Source organism: Pseudomonas sp. SG-MS2 (genome assembly GCF_009933855.1).
GTDB classification, from domain to species: domain Bacteria; phylum Pseudomonadota; class Gammaproteobacteria; order Pseudomonadales; family Pseudomonadaceae; genus Aquipseudomonas; species Aquipseudomonas putida_E.
Window position 1 is genome coordinate 25343 of the sequence record NZ_MOMO01000063.1, and the last position, 15387, is coordinate 40729.

A 15387-nucleotide genomic window follows, 5' to 3' on the forward strand; every position below is an offset into this window, starting at 1 on the left:
TTTTTCGCTCAAGCGCGATCCAAGGCTGGCATAAATGCATTCATGATTTGCCGCACACACGAATTCTTGTAGGAGCTTGTCCATGTTCACCATGCGTCGCCTGATTATCGTCGCAACCGCTGCAGCCCTGATGACCGGTTGTGCCGGCCAGAACCCCTACGACAGCCAAGGTCAGGCGCAGGGCGGGTCGACCGGGATGAGCAAGACCGCCAAGTACGGCGGCCTGGGTGCGCTGGCCGGCGCCATCGCCGGTGCCGCCATCGACCACGACAACCGGGGCAAGGGCGCGCTGATCGGCGCCGCTGCGGTAGGTGCTGCCGCTGCCGGTTACGGTTACTACGCCGACAAACAGGAAGCCGAACTGCGTGCACAGATGGCCAATACCGGCGTCGAAGTGCAGCGCCAGGGTGACCAGATCAAGCTGATCATGCCGGGCAACATCACCTTCGCCACCGATTCGGCGAACATCGCGCCGAGCTTCTACTCGCCGCTGAACAACCTGGCGACCTCGTTCAAACAGTTCAACCAGAACACCATCGAAGTGGTGGGCTTCACCGACAGCACCGGCAGCCGCCAGCACAACATGGACCTGTCGCAGCGCCGTGCCCAGGCAGTGAGCGCCTACCTGACCTCGCAAGGCGTGGACGCCTCGCGCGTGTCGGTGCGCGGCATGGGCCCGGACCAGCCGATTGCCAGCAACGCCGATGCCAATGGCCGGGCGCAGAACCGTCGCGTCGAGGTCAACCTCAAGCCTATTCCCGGCCAGCAGTATGATCAGCAGGGTCAGGTGCAGCAGTATCCGTAAACCATGAGGGCCGCTGTGCGGCCCAATCGCCGGCAAGCCGGCTCCCACCGGGATCGCAAGCGCCACACATCCCGGTGGGAGCCGGCTTGCCGGCGATTGGGCTGCAAAGCAGCCCCAGGTTTCAACGCACCACGCTGGCCTGTATGGCTGTAAGCGCGATCGTGTGCACGATATCGTCCACCTGGGCGCCGCGCGGCAAGTCGTTCACCGGTTTGCGCAGCCCTTGCAGCATCGGCCCCAGGCTGACCCCATCGGTACTGCGCTGCACCGCCTTGTGGGTGGTGTTGCCGGTGTTCAGGTCAGGGAACACGAACACCGTGGCGCGCCCGGCCACTTGGCTGTTGGGCGCCAACTGGCGGGCGATTGCCGGGTTGGCGGCAGCGTCGTACTGCAGCGGGCCGTCAATCACAAGGCCCCGCTCGGCTTCCTGCGCCAGGCGCGTTGCTTCGCGCACTTTCTCGACTTCTTCGTCGCTCGCCGAGTCACTTGAATAGCTGATCATCGCCACCCGTGGCGCGATGCCGAAGGCTTGCGCCGATTCGGCGCTCTGCCGCGCGATTTCAGCCAGCTCGCTGGCGCTGGGGTGCGGGTTCATCACGCAGTCGCCATACACCAGCACCTGCTCGGGGAACAGCATGAAAAAGACCGAAGATACCAGGCTGGCGCCTGGCGCAGTCTTGATCAACTGCAGGGCAGGGCGGATGGTGTTGGCGGTGGAGTGCACCAGGCCGGAGACCAGGCCGTCGACCTCGTCCAGCGCAAGCATCATGGTGCCGATCACCACCGGGTCTTCCAGCTGTTGCTCAGCCATCGGCGCATTGAGGTTCTTGCTTTTGCGCAGGTCGACCATCGGCTCGACATAGCGCCCGCGAATCAGCTCAGGGTCAAGGATTTCCAGGTCCGCCGGCAGGGTGATCCCCTGCGCACGGGCCACCGCTTCGACTTCCTCGGGCTTGGCCAGCAGCACGCACCGTGCGATGCCGCGTGCCTGGCAGATCGCAGCCGCCTGCACCAGCAATGGCTCGGCGCCTTCGGGCAGGACAATGCGTTTGTTGGCCTGCTGCGCCCGCTGTATCAGTTGGTAGCGGAACACCGCAGGCGACAGGCGCAACTCACGCGGCGTACCGCAGCGCTGGTGCAGCCATGCAGCGTCGAGGTGGCTGGCGACAAAATCGGTGATGAATTCGGCGCGCTCACGGTCGTCCACCGGGATCTCGCGGTTGAGTGAGTTGAGCTGGTTGGCCGTGTCATACGAACCGGTGCTGACCGAGAGGATCGGCAGGCCCGCCTGCAGGGCGCCGCGGCACAAACCGAGGATGCGTGCATCGGGCTTGCTGTCGCTGGTCAGTAACAGGCCGGCCAGCGGCACGCCATTGATCGCGGCCAGGCTCACAGCAAGGATGATGTCGTCGCGGTCGCCCGGGGTCACCACCAGGGTGCCTGGGGTGAGCAGCGGCACGGTGTTGGCCACGGTGCGCGCACAGATGATGATCTTGTTCATGCGCCGTTGCTCGTAGTCACCGGCGTTGATCACCTGGGCGCCAAGCAGGTCAGCCACATCGCGGGTGCGTGGGGCGTTGAGTTCGGGTTGGTAGGGGATGCAGCCGAGCAGCTTGAAGTCGTTGCCGCGCAGCAGCGGCGAGTGCTCGCGCAGGCGCGCGGCGAACTCGGCCATGCTTTCGTCGGTGCGAACCTTGTTGAGGATCACCCCGAGCACTTTCGGGTCGCGCGGGCCGCCGAACAGTTGAGCCTGCAGCTCGACCCGCCCGGACAGTTCGCTGAGCACTTCGTTTTCCGGTGCCGACACCAGGATCACTTCGGCATCCAGGCTTTTGGCCAGGTGCAGGTTGACCCGCGCTGCGTAGCTGGCGTGACGGGTCGGCACCATGCCTTCGACCACCACCACGTCATTGCCCACGCAAGCCTGCTGGTAAAGGCGGATGATTTCTTCGAGCAGTTCGTCCAGCTGGCCATCGCCGAGCATGCGCTCGACCTGGGCAAGGCTCAGCGGCATTGGCGGTTTGATACCGTGGGTGCGTGCGACCAGTTCGCTGGAGCGTTCCGGGCCGGTATCCCCGGGGTGGGGCTGGGCGATCGGCTTGAAAAAGCCGACCTTGAGCCCGGCGCGTTCCAAAGTACGCACCAGGCCGAGGCTGATGGATGTCAGGCCGACACCAAAGTCGGTCGGCGCAATGAAAAATGTTTGCATGCGTGCTTCTCGGAATAAGCGTTGCAAGGAATCAACGGCCAAGGGTATCGCTATCAGCCGCTTGTGCACACCAGCCACAGGCGAAAGCCTGGCCAATTCGCAGCGCACGCTGGCGGGGGTCGAGCACCCACGGGCGCGCCTGCCACGGTGGCTGGTGGCGCAGGTGCTGGGTGTGGCCGCAGGACAGGTCGACCACCCAGTGGCCTTCGGTGTCCTGGTGAAAGCCCATGATCCGACTGATGGGTCTTCCCGCAGCCGCGCTGCGTTCGCAATCGGGCGATGCGTTGGTTACACTTGTGCGCTCTACATTCTTTTGCAAAAGGTCTTGCCCCATGCTGATCGCCGCCAACAAGGCAGTCTCCATCGACTATACCCTGACCAACGACGCCGGGGAGACCATCGACAGCTCCGCCGGTGGCGCGCCGCTGGTCTACCTGCACGGTCACGCCAACATCATCCCGGGCCTGGAAAAAGCCCTGGAAGGCAAACAGGCTGGCGACGAACTGAACGTCAGCATCGAGCCTGAAGAGGCCTACGGCGAGTACCTGGCCGAACTGGTCAGCACCCTGAACCGCAGCATGTTCGAGGGTGTCGACGAGCTGGAAGTGGGCATGCAGTTCCACGCTTCGGCACCGGACGGCCAGATGCAGATCGTCACCATCCGTGACCTGGACGGCGACGACGTGACTGTCGACGGCAACCACCCGCTGGCCGGCCAGCGTCTGACCTTCCAGGTCAAGGTCGTCAACGTGCGTGATGCCAGCGAAGAAGAAATCGCTCACCGTCACGTCCACGGCGAAGGTGGCCATCACCACTGATTTTCTGCGCTAAGCTCAGAAAGTCGCCAGGCGCTCGGACAAGCCGACAAACCTCCCGGGAGGTGCACGGCTTGGATGAGCGCCTTTTTAGTGGGCGCTGTTCGCCCCAGCGGCAACCGGGAACCTGAGAGGGGATTCAACATGAGTGCATTTCACGACCTGACGTTGAAGGCGCTGAACGGCCAGGACCTGCCCTTGGCACCATTCAAGGGCCAGGTAGTGCTGGTGGTCAATGTCGCCTCCAAGTGTGGCCTGACGCCGCAATACGCTTCGCTGGAAAAGCTGCAACAGCAGTTCAAGGGTAAAGGCTTCAACGTGCTTGGCCTGCCTTGCAACCAGTTCGCGGGCCAGGAGCCCGGCAGCGAGAAGGAAATCCAGGAGTTCTGCAGCCTAAACTATGGCGTGAGCTTCCCGCTGGGGGCAAAGCTTGAGGTCAACGGGCCGCAGCGCCATTCGCTGTACCGCCTGCTGGCGGGTGAGGGCGCCGAGTTTCCCGGCGATATCAGCTGGAACTTCGAGAAGTTTCTGGTGGGCAAGGACGGGCGGGTGCTGGCGCGCTTCGCGCCGCGTACAGCGCCGGATGATCCAACCGTGGTGCAAGCCATCGAGAAAGCGTTGGGCTGACTATCCCTGGGGCCGCTTCGCGCCCCCAGCGATACCGCAGAATCACCCCGATCAATAATGCTGGGCCACGCCTTCCACTGGCCCTAACCTCAGGCGTATTTCCTCATCCAGACGGAAGCGCCCAATGTCCACCAACCCTCTTTTCAAGCCTTTCACCCTCGGCGCGCTCGAGTTGCCGACCCGCGTCGTCATGGCGCCGATGACCCGTACCTTCTGCCCCGGCGGCGCACCCCATGATGGCATGGTCGAGTACTACCGCCGCCGCGCCGCCGCAGGTGTGGGCCTGATCATCACCGAAGGCACAACGGTCGAACACAAGGCCGCCAACGGCTATGCCAATGTCCCGCGTTTTCATGGGGAAGACGCCTTGGCCGGTTGGAAGCGCGTAGTCGATGCTGTCCATGCCGAAGGTGGGCGTATTGTCCCGCAGCTGTGGCATGTGGGCGCGGTACGCCGCCTGGGTACCGAACCGGACGCCGGAGTGCCGGGCTATGGGCCAAGCGAAAAGGTCAAGGATGGGCAGGTGCTGGTGCACGGCATGACACAGGGCGATATCCGTGAGGTGATCGCCGCGTTCGCCGCTGCAGCACGCGATGCCCAGGCCATTGGCATGGACGGCGTGGAGATCCATGGCGCCCACGGCTATCTGATCGACCAGTTCTTCTGGGCCGCCAGCAACCGTCGCGAAGATGAGTACGGCGGCGACCTGGCGGGCCGCTCGCGCTTTGCCATCGAGCTGATCCAGGCCGTGCGCGCCGCTGTGGGCCCTGACTTCCCGATCATCTTGCGCTTCTCGCAATGGAAGCAGCAGGACTACAACGCTCGCCTGGTTGAAACACCTGAGGCGCTGGCCGCTTTCCTTACGCCCCTGTCCGATGCGGGTGTGGATATCTTTCACTGCTCGACGCGACGGTTCTGGGAGCCGGAGTTCGAAGGCTCGGAGTTGAACCTCGCCGGTTGGACACGCAAGCTGACAGGCAAACCGACCATTACCGTGGGCAGCGTCGGGCTCGATGGCGAGTTCCTGCAGTTCATGGTCGATACCGACAAGGTGGCCAAGCCCGCCAGCCTCGAAGGCTTGCTGCGTCGCCTGGGTGATGAGGAATTTGACCTGGTGGCCGTAGGCCGGGCACTGCTGGTGGATGCCGAATGGGCGCAGAAGGTTCGCGAAGGCCGCGAAGCGCAGGTGCTGCCGTTCAGCCGCGAGGCGCTGTCGACCCTGGCTTGACCGCCAGAGCGGTGCCTGCAGGCTCGGTACCCGCAGGCGCTGCCAGGCACGCGCTGTACAGATGCGTCTCGAATTGCTCGACGATCGCCGGCCAGCCTTGGCGGCTGGCATGCTGGCGGGCATTGAGGCGAACCCGGCGCAGGGTTTCGCTTTCTTCGAGCAGCCAGCAGGCTGCATCGATGAACGCCGCCTGATCACCGGGCATGGCCAGCGCGCCACTGTGCCCGTGGCGGATATGCTGGGCGGCAGCGGCCTCATCATAGGCAACTACCGCCAGCCCCGAGGCCATGGCTTCGAGCACGACATTGCCAAAGGTTTCGGTCAGGCTGGGGAACAGGAACAGGTCGCCGCTGGCATAGTGTTCGGCCAGTGCTTCACCCCGCTGGGCGCCACAGAACACCGCATCGGGCAGCTGCTGTTCGAGAGCAGCACGCTGCGGGCCGTCGCCAACCACGACCAAGCGCAGCCGCGTGTGTGGATAAGTCTTCTTCAGGGCGTCCAGGCATGGCCGTAGCAGCCCCAGATTCTTTTCCGCCGCCAGGCGCCCGACGTGCAGTACGGCGATGTCTTCAGGGCCCAACCCCCAGGCGTCACGCAACGCCTGGCTGCGCCTGGCCGGGTTGAACAGGCAGGCATCGACACCACGGGCCATCAATGTAAGGCGTTCGAAGCCACGCCGCTCCAGTTCCAGCTTCTGGCTGGCGCTGGGCACCAAGGTGGTGGCCGTGCGTCGGTGGAACCAACGCAGGTAATGGGTGAGCAACCGCGCCAGCAGGCCAAGGCCATACCGGCCGCAATACTGCGGGAAATTGGTATGGAAACCACTGACCACGGCGATGCCCAGGCGCCGGGCCGCCCGTAACGCACTGAGCCCCAGCGGGCCTTCCGTGGCAATGTACAGCACATCCGGGCGCTGCCGGCGCCAGCGCCTCAACAGCTTGTGCATCGACACTTCGCCCCATTGCAGCCCCGGGTAGCCCGGCAGGCCCCAGCCGCGGCACAGCAAAAGGTCCTGATCGTCGCCTGCGGGCAATTCACCGGCCTGGCGTGGCCGCACGATCTCCACCTGGTGGCCACGCTGCCGCAAGCCATCGCCAAGTCGGCCGAGCGTATTTGCCACGCCGTTGATTTCGGGTGGGAAGGTTTCACTGACGAGGGTAATGCGTAGGGCAGGTGTGTTCATGAAAAAAGTTTCCGCTTGCTGCGTTGCGCTTATGTGACAGCCTTGTGACGTGCCGATGACGCCTGATTGCCGGCAGTTCCAGCGGGATGAATATTTCCTCGTGCAGCACTCAAGAGCCCTGCCAGGCAGCCGATGAAGATGCATTCGATCAGGTGACTCGCTCCGGGAGCGGTGATGTTCAACAGCAAGCTCAAAAAAGAAATCCAGCAACTGCGAGAGGAGCTTCATTCCATCGAGCAGATCAAGAACAGCCTGGACAGCGAAATGCTGGTGCTTCAGCTCGACCCCCAGGGGCGTATCGAACTGATCAACGGCAATTTCGAGAAAGAGATGCTTTACCGCAGCGAGCAGTTGATCGGGCGCAATATTGAAGACATCGTGCCGGAACATGTGAAGAAGCTCGATTTCTACCAACGCATGAAAAGCGCTATCAGCCGCGGCGAACACCTCAACGGTGCTTTCCGGTTGCTGCGTGGCAACGGCGAAGAAGCCTGGTTGCGCTCGATCCTGCAGCCGGTCAAGGGCAGTGACGGGCGCATCAGGCATTTTTCCATGCACTGCAGCGACCTGACCCGCACCATCGAGACCTCGCGCGAACATGAAAGCCTGATCAAGGCACTGATGCGCTCCACCGCGGTGATCGAATTCAACCTCGACGGTCAGGTGCTGACTGCCAATGACCGCTTTCTGCAAACGGTGGGCTACAGCCTGGAGCAGGTTCGCGGCAAGCACCACCGCATGTTCTGCGAGCCGGAAGAAGCCAGTTCGGCGGGCTATCAGGCGTTCTGGGACAAGCTGCGCCGCGGTGAATACGTGGCCGATCGGTTCAAACGGATCGACGCCCATGGGCGTACTGTATGGCTGGAGGCTTCCTACAACCCGATCATCGATGCCCATGATGTGCTGTACAAGGTGGTGAAGTTTGCCACCGTGATCACCGACCAGGTCAATCAGGAGCAGGCCGTGGCGCAGGCAGCCGACATTGCCTACAACACCTCGCTGGAAACCGACAACAGTGCGCACAAGGCTACCGATGTGGTGACCCAGACCGTCGAGGTGATGCGTGGGCTGGAAGGGTCGATGCAGGAAGCCGCAGAAGGCATCCAGGCGCTGGACAAACAGTCCAAGGTGATCGGCGCGATCATCAAGACCATCAGCGACATTGCCGGCCAGACCAACCTGCTGGCGCTCAACGCGGCCATCGAGGCCGCCCGGGCGGGTGAGCAGGGGCGCGGCTTTGCCGTGGTGGCAGACGAAGTGCGCCAGCTGGCTTCACGTACCAGCACCGCCACCGAAGAAATCGCCAAGGTGGTGCAGCAGAACGAGCAGTTGGCCCAGGCGGCGGTGGACATCATCGATACCAGCAAGCGCCAGGCCGAACAGGGGCTGGCGCTGGCGGCTGATACCGGCGGGGTGATCGTCGAGATTCAGGAAGGGGCGAAGAAAGTTGTGGATGCGGTCGGGCAGTTTTCCAGCCGGTTGGGGCAGTAAGGCCCAGGATTCGGCGGTGATGCACATGTTGCTGGGGCCGCGTTGCGGCCCTTTCGCGATACAAGGCCGCGCCTACGGCGGGCCGCGCATGCGGGCCGGGGATCAGTTGCGCTCGCGTACCCAGAACAGCGTGGCCCCTGCCACCGCAGCCGGCATCATCAGCACGTTCACCACCGGCACCATCAGCGCCAGGTAGGTGATGCCGCCAAAGCCCAGGCTCTGCCAGCGCTTCTGGCGCAGCCAGGCGAGCATGTCCTGCCAGCTCATCTTGTTGTTGTCCGCCGGGTAGTCGATGTACTGGATGGCCATCATCCACACACCGAAGATCAGCCATAGCGGCGCTGCGATCACGTTCACCACCGGGATGAACGAGAGGATGAACAGCGCGATGGCCCGTGGCAGAAAGTAGCCAAGCTTGCGCATTTCGCGGCCGAAGGTGCGTGGCACCATCGCCACCAGCTCGCCCCAGCTGAACGCCGGGAAGTTATCCTCGCCACGTACCACCACCTCGACCTTTTCGGCCAGAAAACCATTGAAAGGCGCGGCGATGATGTTGGCCACCAGGGTGAAGGTGAAAAACACCATCAATACCAGCAAGGCGACGAACAGCGGCCAGAGGATGTAGCTGAGGAAGCTCAGCCAGTCCGGCAGGGTAGGCATCAGGGCATCGAGCCAAAGGCCGAACTGGTGGCCGGCGAAGTAGATCATGCCGCCGAACAGCAGCAGGTTGATCGCCAACGGCAGCAGTACGAACAACCGCAGATTGGGGCTGAGCACCAGTTTCAGGCCTTCGCGCAGGTACTGGGGGCCAGAGAGGACAGGGGCTTGCATCGAGACGCTCCGCAGAGAAGGGAAAACGCGCTGACCTTACCGGCTTTGCCGCGCCGACGAAAGGCGGGCAGAGGATGGGAAACTGCCTGTAACAAAAGCACCACGGCCTTTTCCATAGGAGAAATTGACGTATAGAGGATGCCTATGAGGTGGATTGTCGAAGGATATTTCCTTAATCTCTGCCACCTCGCTACAGTGCGCTCAACTTTCAGGTTTCGGACCTGCGCGTTGTAGCCTTCCCCAAGTGCTGCGTGGGTCCTTTTTAATTTCAGCTGGCGCAGCCGGTATACCGATGCCGGCCCCTGAGGCCCGCTCGACAGGAGTTCGACATGTCTGAAGTACGTCATTCGCGCGTCATCATCCTCGGTTCCGGCCCTGCCGGTTACAGTGCCGCGGTGTACGCCGCCCGCGCCAACCTCAAGCCGCTGCTGATCACCGGCATGCAGGCCGGCGGTCAACTGACCACCACCACCGAAGTCGACAACTGGCCTGGCGACCCCCATGGCCTGACCGGCCCGGCGCTGATGCAGCGCATGCAGGAACACGCCGAGCGTTTCGAGACCGAGATCGTCTTCGACCACATCAACGCCGTCGACCTGGCCAACAAGCCCTTCACCCTGCAGGGTGACAGCGGCAAGTACACTTGCGATGCACTGATCATCGCCACCGGTGCCAGCGCGCGATACCTGGGCCTGCCCTCGGAAGAAACCTTCATGGGCAAGGGTGTGTCGGCCTGCGCTACCTGCGACGGCTTCTTCTACCGCAACAAGCCGGTGGCTGTGGTCGGCGGCGGCAACACTGCCGTTGAAGAGGCGCTGTACCTGGCCAATATCGCCAGCAAGGTAACCCTGGTGCACCGCCGCGAAACGTTCCGTGCCGAAAAGATCCTGGTCGACAAGCTCAACGCCCGTGTCGCCGAAGGCAAGATCGAGCTCAAGCTCAACGCTACCCTGGACGAAGTGCTGGGTGACAACATGGGTGTGACCGGTGCGCGCCTGAAGAACAACGATGGCAGCAGCGACGAAATCAAGGTCGACGGCGTGTTCATCGCCATCGGCCACACGCCGAACACCTCACTGTTCGAAGGCCAGCTCACCCTGAAGGACGGCTACCTGGTGGTCAACGGCGGCCGTGAAGGCAACGCTACCGCCACCAATGTCGAAGGCGTGTTTGCCGCAGGCGACGTGGCTGACCACGTTTACCGCCAGGCGATCACCTCTGCCGGTGCCGGCTGCATGGCTGCGCTGGACGTCGAGCGCTACCTGGACGGCCTGGCCAACGCCTCGTTCTGATCCGCAGCGCACAAAAAAACCGGCCATCTGGCCGGTTTTTTTGTGTCTTGGGTTTTGTGCAGGTTTCGCCCCCTTCAGAGGCTCAGGCGCATCGACAGGTCGACGGCCTTCACATCCTTGGTCATCGCACCAATGGAGATGTAGTCCACCCCAGTCTCGGCAATCACCCGCAGGGTGCTTTCGGTCACCCCGCCACTGGCCTCCAGCTTGGCTTTGCCAGCGGTAATGCGTACCGCTTCGCCCATTTCGTCCAGGCTCAGCTCGTCGAGCATGATGATGTCGGCACCGGCGCTCAACGCCTGGCGCAGTTCATCCAGGCTTTCCACCTCGATTTCCACCGGCTTGCCCGGAGCAATGCGGTGGGCTGCCGCTACTGCTTCGGGCACACCGCCGCTGGCGGCAATATGGTTTTCCTTGATCAGGAAGGCATCGAACAGGCCGATGCGATGGTTGTGGCAGCCGCCGCAGGTCACTGCATATTTTTGCGCCAGGCGCAGGCCGGGCAGGGTCTTGCGGGTGTCGAGCAGTTGCACCCGGGTACCTTCGACCAGGTCGGCAAGCGCACGGGCACGTGTGGCCACGCCCGACAACATCTGCAGGAAGTTAAGCGCACTGCGCTCGCCGCTGAGCAGTGAACGTGCCGGGCCTTCGAGGTGGAACAGCACCTGGTTGGCCGTGGCGCGGTCACCATCGGCCACCTGCCAGTGCACCGCCACACGCGGGTCGAGTTGACGGAACACGGCATCGACCCAGGCGGTGCCGGCAATCACGCAATCTTCGCGGGTGATGATGGTGGCCTTGGCCAGGCGCTCGGCCGGAATCAGCTGCGCGGTGATGTCGCCGCTGCCGATGTCCTCCAGCAGGGCGCGGCGCACGTTGGCTTCGATCTCGGCGGTCAGGTCGGCAAGGCGTAGGTTCGGCATGGTCGGCTCCACAAGCAAGTTGCCGGCGATTATAGGGCAGGGGGCCGCTGTTTACAGCCGCCTTGCACCTGACCTTTGGTCAGGCGGAGTGAGCATTTGGCAAAAAATACAGTCATTTACCGGCGAGTGAAGAGGTGCTGGCAGGTATCGGCATTTTTACCGATAATGGCGCCCAGTATTTGGCGTCATAGCTTTGACGATTTTTCACTTTTATCGAACACGTCGCCCAGCAAGGAGTTCGGGATGCATAAAGAAGGCAAGGTGGTGCCCCTGGCGGCCGCCATTGATCGGGGTGCGCGCACGCCCTTGCCTTGCCTGCCGATGCTGTTGCTGCAGGTGCGCGACAAGGCGGCCCTGCAATTGCGCCAGGGCTTGCAGGCTTTGTTCGACAACGCTGACGATACCCTCTTTGAAATGGCCGAGAAGGCTGCTGACCGTTTCGATCAGAACCTGTATTTCGAGGCCATGCGCGACTTGCGCCTCAAGCGCAAGAGCATCGAGCGCGGCTTTCTCGACAGGTTCTACGAGAGGTTCGCCCGCATAGGTGAGGCCGAGCCACTGGGCTTCGTGGCCATTACCGATCACCCGAAAAACAAGGCGCAACAGGAGCGGGCAGCGACCGTCGAGGGTATGGTTGCGCGCGTGCTGTCGCGCGACGCAATTGCCCTGGAGCAGTTGACCCTGCGTTTGCAGGCCCTGCTCGAATGTACGCTGGACCTGCAAAAAAGCCCCCTGGCGCCTGGCGCATTGTGTGGCTACTTCCTTGATGCCGGGCGTAACCTGGGTGTTGGCCTGCGGGTCAAACTGGTCCTGCTGAAGTTGTTCGAACGTTACGTGCTGCGTGATACCGACGTGCTCTATGGCGAAGCCAACCAGTTGCTGGCCGCTGCCGGCGTGCTGGCAGAGCTGCCGCCTGCGCCGCGCCGGCGTGCCGAGGACTGTCGCCTGAGCTCGCGGCGGACGCCGGCCAGCCTGGGGCCTGACGAGGCCATCGGCGCGGACAGTGCCGGCCAGGCTTTCTTCACCTCGGTGCAAGGGCTGCTGGCACCGGCCCGCGGCAGGATCGCGCCACGCTTGCAATCCATTGCCACAGCCCAGCCGATAAGCACCGCCGACCTGCTGCGCCTGCTCACGCATTTGCAGCACTATGTGCCGGCCACCTTCGACGAAGAAGATTTCGACCTTGGCCAGCAGCTCGAACAGTTGCTGTTGCGGGTCAGCGTGCGCAGTGGCACCCGCCGGCGTATTGCCACGGCCGACATAGACATGATCAACCTGGTCGGCCTGCTGTTCGACTACGTCCAGGCCGATGACAACATGCCGCACAGCCTGCGGGCGCTGATTGCCCGCCTGCACATCCCACTGCTCAAGGTGGCATTGCTCGACAAAGGGCTGTTCAGCCGCGCCAGCCACCCTGCTCGGCGCTTGCTCAATGAGATCGCTGCCGCGTCGATCGGCTGGGAAACCGGTAGCGAAGGCCTGCGTGACAGCCTGCACCTGCGTGTAGGGCGCATCGTCCAGCGTCTGCTCAATGACTTCACCGAGGACTCGGCCCTGTTCGCCGAACTGCTGGAGGACTTCATGGCCTTCAGCCAGGATGAACGGCGGCGCAACGAACTGCTCGAACAACGCACCCGCGATGCCGAAGAAGGGCGTGCGCGCGCCGTGCAGGCTCGCCAGCAGGTGCAACAGGTACTCAACCAGCGCTTGCGCGGTCGGGTGCTGCCTCAAGCAGTCGTGCAGATGCTGGTGCAAGCCTGGAGCCAGGTGCTGCTGCTGGCATGGCTCAAACAGGGTGAGGGCTCCGCGGCGTGGATCAACGCCCTAGCGACCATGGACACATTGCTTGCCAGCATCATTCCCCGGCGTGATCCGCAGGCCCTGCTGCAGCAAGTGCCCGGCCTGCTCAAGGCATTGCGTGAGGGTTTGGCCGGCGTGGCGCTGGACTCGCAGGCGACCCGCGACTTTTTCCAGCAACTCGAGCAACTGCACCTGCGTGCCTGTGCGGGGGCCGAACTGCCGCTAACCCCAGACGGTCAGGCTCTGGCCGAAGTGCTGGTGGCTGAGGACATCGTGCTGGCCATGGCCGAAGAGCCCGCTTGTGCGCCGCTGCACCCGCACGACGAGCAAGCCGCACAACTGCGTGCGGTACAGCGCCTGCGCATCGGCGCCTGGATAGAAGTGCTCGACGATGACGAGCCGTTGCGCTGCAAACTGGTGGCGCGTATCGACAGCAGTGACCGCCTGGTATTCGCCAACCGCACCGGGATGAAGGTCCGCGAGTGGAACATGCTGGGCCTCGCCCAAGCACTGCGCCTTGGTGAGGTGCGGCTGCTGGACGATGGCCTGCTTTTCGAGCGGGCGCTGGAGACCGTGCTGGAAAGCTTGCGCCAGCAGCAGGTTCATTGACCTGCTACTGCAGATTCACATGCAAAGCGCGATACTGGCAGGGCATACTGCGCCTCTGTACCCAGCGTTCTTCAGGAACTGCCCCATGCAATTGGACCGTGCCACCGGCTGGTTCCACGGAAACGGAATCACCCACTGCCCTTCGCCGAACTTCAACGCGCGACCCGAGGGCGAATCGATTTCCCTGCTGGTGATCCACAACATCAGCCTGCCGCCGGCCTGCTTCGGCAGCGGCAAAGTCCAACAGTTCTTCCAGAACCGCCTGGACCCCAGCGAACATCCCTACTTTGCCAGCATCAGCCACCTGACCGTATCGGCGCACCTGTTCGTGGAGCGCGACGGTGCGGTGACCCAGTTCGTGTCGTTGCTGGACCGTGCCTGGCATGCCGGCGTGTCATGTTTTGACGGGCGAGAAGGCTGTAACGACTTTTCCATCGGTATCGAGCTGGAAGGGACCGACGACCTGCCGTACAGCGATGCCCAGTACCGTGTGCTGGAGCAACTCACCCGGCAGATTCAGGCGGCCTGGCCGGTTATCGACCTGGGCCGGATCCAGGGCCATAGCGATATTGCCCCGCAGCGCAAGACCGACCCTGGCCCGGCATTCGACTGGCAGCGTTACCGCGCAGCCGTGCAGCACAACGAGGACAAGGCATGAGTTTTCTGGTGTTGATACTGGCGTTGTGGGTCGAGAAGTTCTCCGCCCTGCGCCATCAGGTACAGCGCGATGGCTTCTTCCTGGGCGAGCTGGTGCGCCTGGAGCGCAGCGGGAAGGTGCACCCTTGGTGGAGCCTGGCCATCCTGGTGCTTGCACCCGTGGCGGTGCTGGTGTTGCTGCTGCACGTGCTCGACCCGGTGGCCTATGGTTTGCTGGCCCTGCCGGTGCACCTGCTGGTGCTGATCTACAGCCTCGGCCGTGGCGATGCCAAGGCCGCCCTTGGGCCGTTTCGCGATGCCTGGCGGCGCGGCGACGACCAGGCCGCGCTGCATGTGGCCGAGCGCGACCTGGGCCTGGTGGCTGATGAACCCCAGGCTTTGCTGGTGCGCGTGCAAGGCTACCTGTTGTGGCAGGCCTATCAGAGTTTCTTCGCCGTGATCTTCTGGTACTTCGTGCTCGGCCCCGGGGCGGCGCTGGCCTATCGCCTGCTGGCGCTGACAGGCGATAACAGTTGCCAACCGGCGCTCAAGGCCCGGGCCGAGCAGCTGCGGCACATCATGGACTGGCTTGCGGTACGCGTGTTGGCCCTGAGTTTCGCCCTCGTCGGCAATTTCGTCGCAGTGACCCGCGTGATGCTGCACGAACTGCTCAACTGGCACATCAGCGCCGGGCACCTGGTGGCCAGGGTCGGGCGGGTTGCCGATGACATTCCCGAACAAGAGGACAGCCAGCGCGGTCTGGCTCGGCTCGATAGCCTGTGGGAGCTGCTGCTGCGCTGTGCGGTGCTGTGGTATGCGGGCTTTGCGCTGTGGACGGTGCTGGTCTGAGCGCCGGTTAACCTTAAGTTACAAACCTCCGGTTCGATCTGCGCTATACAGGTGGCCTAGTGCTACCCCTCGCAGAACAACAAGAATCC

General features: G+C 63.2%; 14 protein-coding genes. 9 read left to right on the top strand and 5 right to left on the bottom strand.

Annotated elements, in window-relative coordinates; all coding sequences use genetic code 11:
- Positions 1-82: 82 nt before the first annotated feature.
- Entirely contained in the window at positions 83-805 is a 723-nt protein-coding gene (locus tag BLX42_RS04810; RefSeq protein WP_012316222.1) for an OmpA family protein, read from the top strand.
- Positions 806-926: 121 nt separating this feature from the next.
- Here the strand turns inward: BLX42_RS04810 and pta are convergent, their stop codons facing one another.
- Positions 927-3014: a phosphate acetyltransferase gene (gene pta, locus BLX42_RS04815; protein WP_119687765.1), complete on the bottom strand. Its 2088-nt coding sequence runs from the start codon at positions 3012-3014 to the stop codon at positions 927-929.
- 31 nt (positions 3015-3045) lie between these two features.
- A complete protein-coding gene (locus BLX42_RS04820; protein ID WP_080952066.1) occupies positions 3046-3348 on the bottom strand; it encodes a DUF3565 domain-containing protein in 303 nt (100 codons plus the stop codon).
- Between BLX42_RS04820 and BLX42_RS04825 the strand changes: the two genes are divergently transcribed.
- From BLX42_RS04825 to BLX42_RS04835, 3 genes are all read left to right on the top strand, one after another.
- A complete protein-coding gene (locus BLX42_RS04825) occupies positions 3347-3832 on the top strand; it encodes a peptidylprolyl isomerase (protein WP_012316220.1) in 486 nt (161 codons plus the stop codon). The two genes, BLX42_RS04820 and BLX42_RS04825, sit on opposite strands and share 2 nt — an antisense overlap.
- Positions 3833-3973: 141 nt before the next feature.
- Positions 3974-4456: a glutathione peroxidase gene (locus BLX42_RS04830; protein ID WP_046784531.1), complete on the top strand. Its 483-nt coding sequence runs from the start codon at positions 3974-3976 to the stop codon at positions 4454-4456.
- A 124-nt stretch (positions 4457-4580) separates the two neighbouring features.
- Positions 4581-5684 carry an NADH:flavin oxidoreductase gene (locus BLX42_RS04835; RefSeq protein ID WP_161871252.1) on the top strand — a complete coding sequence of 368 codons (1104 nt, stop codon included), beginning with the start codon at positions 4581-4583 and terminating at the stop codon, positions 5682-5684.
- On the opposite strand, the gene BLX42_RS04840 is transcribed toward BLX42_RS04835, so the two are convergent.
- Positions 5653-6867: a glycosyltransferase family 1 protein gene (locus BLX42_RS04840; protein ID WP_046784529.1), complete on the bottom strand. Its 1215-nt coding sequence runs from the start codon at positions 6865-6867 to the stop codon at positions 5653-5655. The two genes, BLX42_RS04835 and BLX42_RS04840, sit on opposite strands and share 32 nt — an antisense overlap.
- 174 nt (positions 6868-7041) lie before the next feature.
- On the opposite strand from BLX42_RS04840, the gene BLX42_RS04845 reads away from it, so the two are divergent.
- Positions 7042-8358 (top strand): PAS domain-containing methyl-accepting chemotaxis protein, encoded by a 1317-nt coding sequence (locus BLX42_RS04845; protein ID WP_161871253.1) that lies wholly within the window; start codon positions 7042-7044, stop codon positions 8356-8358.
- A gap of 102 nt (positions 8359-8460) precedes the next feature.
- On the opposite strand, the gene cysZ is transcribed toward BLX42_RS04845, so the two are convergent.
- Complete coding sequence (gene cysZ / locus BLX42_RS04850; RefSeq protein ID WP_012316215.1) at positions 8461-9189, bottom strand: sulfate transporter CysZ; 729 nt, start codon at positions 9187-9189, stop codon at positions 8461-8463.
- Between the two features lie 329 nt (positions 9190-9518).
- Between cysZ and trxB the strand changes: the two genes are divergently transcribed.
- On the top strand, positions 9519-10481 hold the full coding sequence (gene trxB / locus BLX42_RS04855; protein WP_003247318.1) for a thioredoxin-disulfide reductase: 963 nt from the start codon (positions 9519-9521) through the stop codon (positions 10479-10481).
- A 74-nt stretch (positions 10482-10555) separates the two neighbouring features.
- Here trxB and nadC read toward each other — a convergent pair whose 3' ends face one another.
- Complete coding sequence (gene nadC / locus BLX42_RS04860; protein ID WP_046784526.1) at positions 10556-11404, bottom strand: carboxylating nicotinate-nucleotide diphosphorylase; 849 nt, start codon at positions 11402-11404, stop codon at positions 10556-10558.
- Positions 11405-11647: 243 nt separating this feature from the next.
- Here nadC and BLX42_RS04865 point away from each other — a divergent pair, with 243 nt between their 5' ends.
- The 3 genes from BLX42_RS04865 to ampE all read left to right on the top strand — a co-directional run bounded on the left by BLX42_RS04865 (position 11648) and on the right by ampE (position 15298).
- Positions 11648-13813 carry a DUF1631 domain-containing protein gene (locus BLX42_RS04865; RefSeq protein WP_161871254.1) on the top strand — a complete coding sequence of 722 codons (2166 nt, stop codon included), beginning with the start codon at positions 11648-11650 and terminating at the stop codon, positions 13811-13813.
- An 85-nt stretch (positions 13814-13898) separates the two neighbouring features.
- A complete protein-coding gene (gene ampD / locus BLX42_RS04870) occupies positions 13899-14471 on the top strand; it encodes a 1,6-anhydro-N-acetylmuramyl-L-alanine amidase AmpD (RefSeq protein ID WP_046784524.1) in 573 nt (190 codons plus the stop codon).
- A complete protein-coding gene (ampE, locus tag BLX42_RS04875) occupies positions 14468-15298 on the top strand; it encodes a regulatory signaling modulator protein AmpE (protein ID WP_046784523.1) in 831 nt (276 codons plus the stop codon). The genes ampD and ampE overlap by 4 nt, the downstream gene beginning before the upstream one ends.
- Positions 15299-15387: the final 89 nt, after the last annotated feature.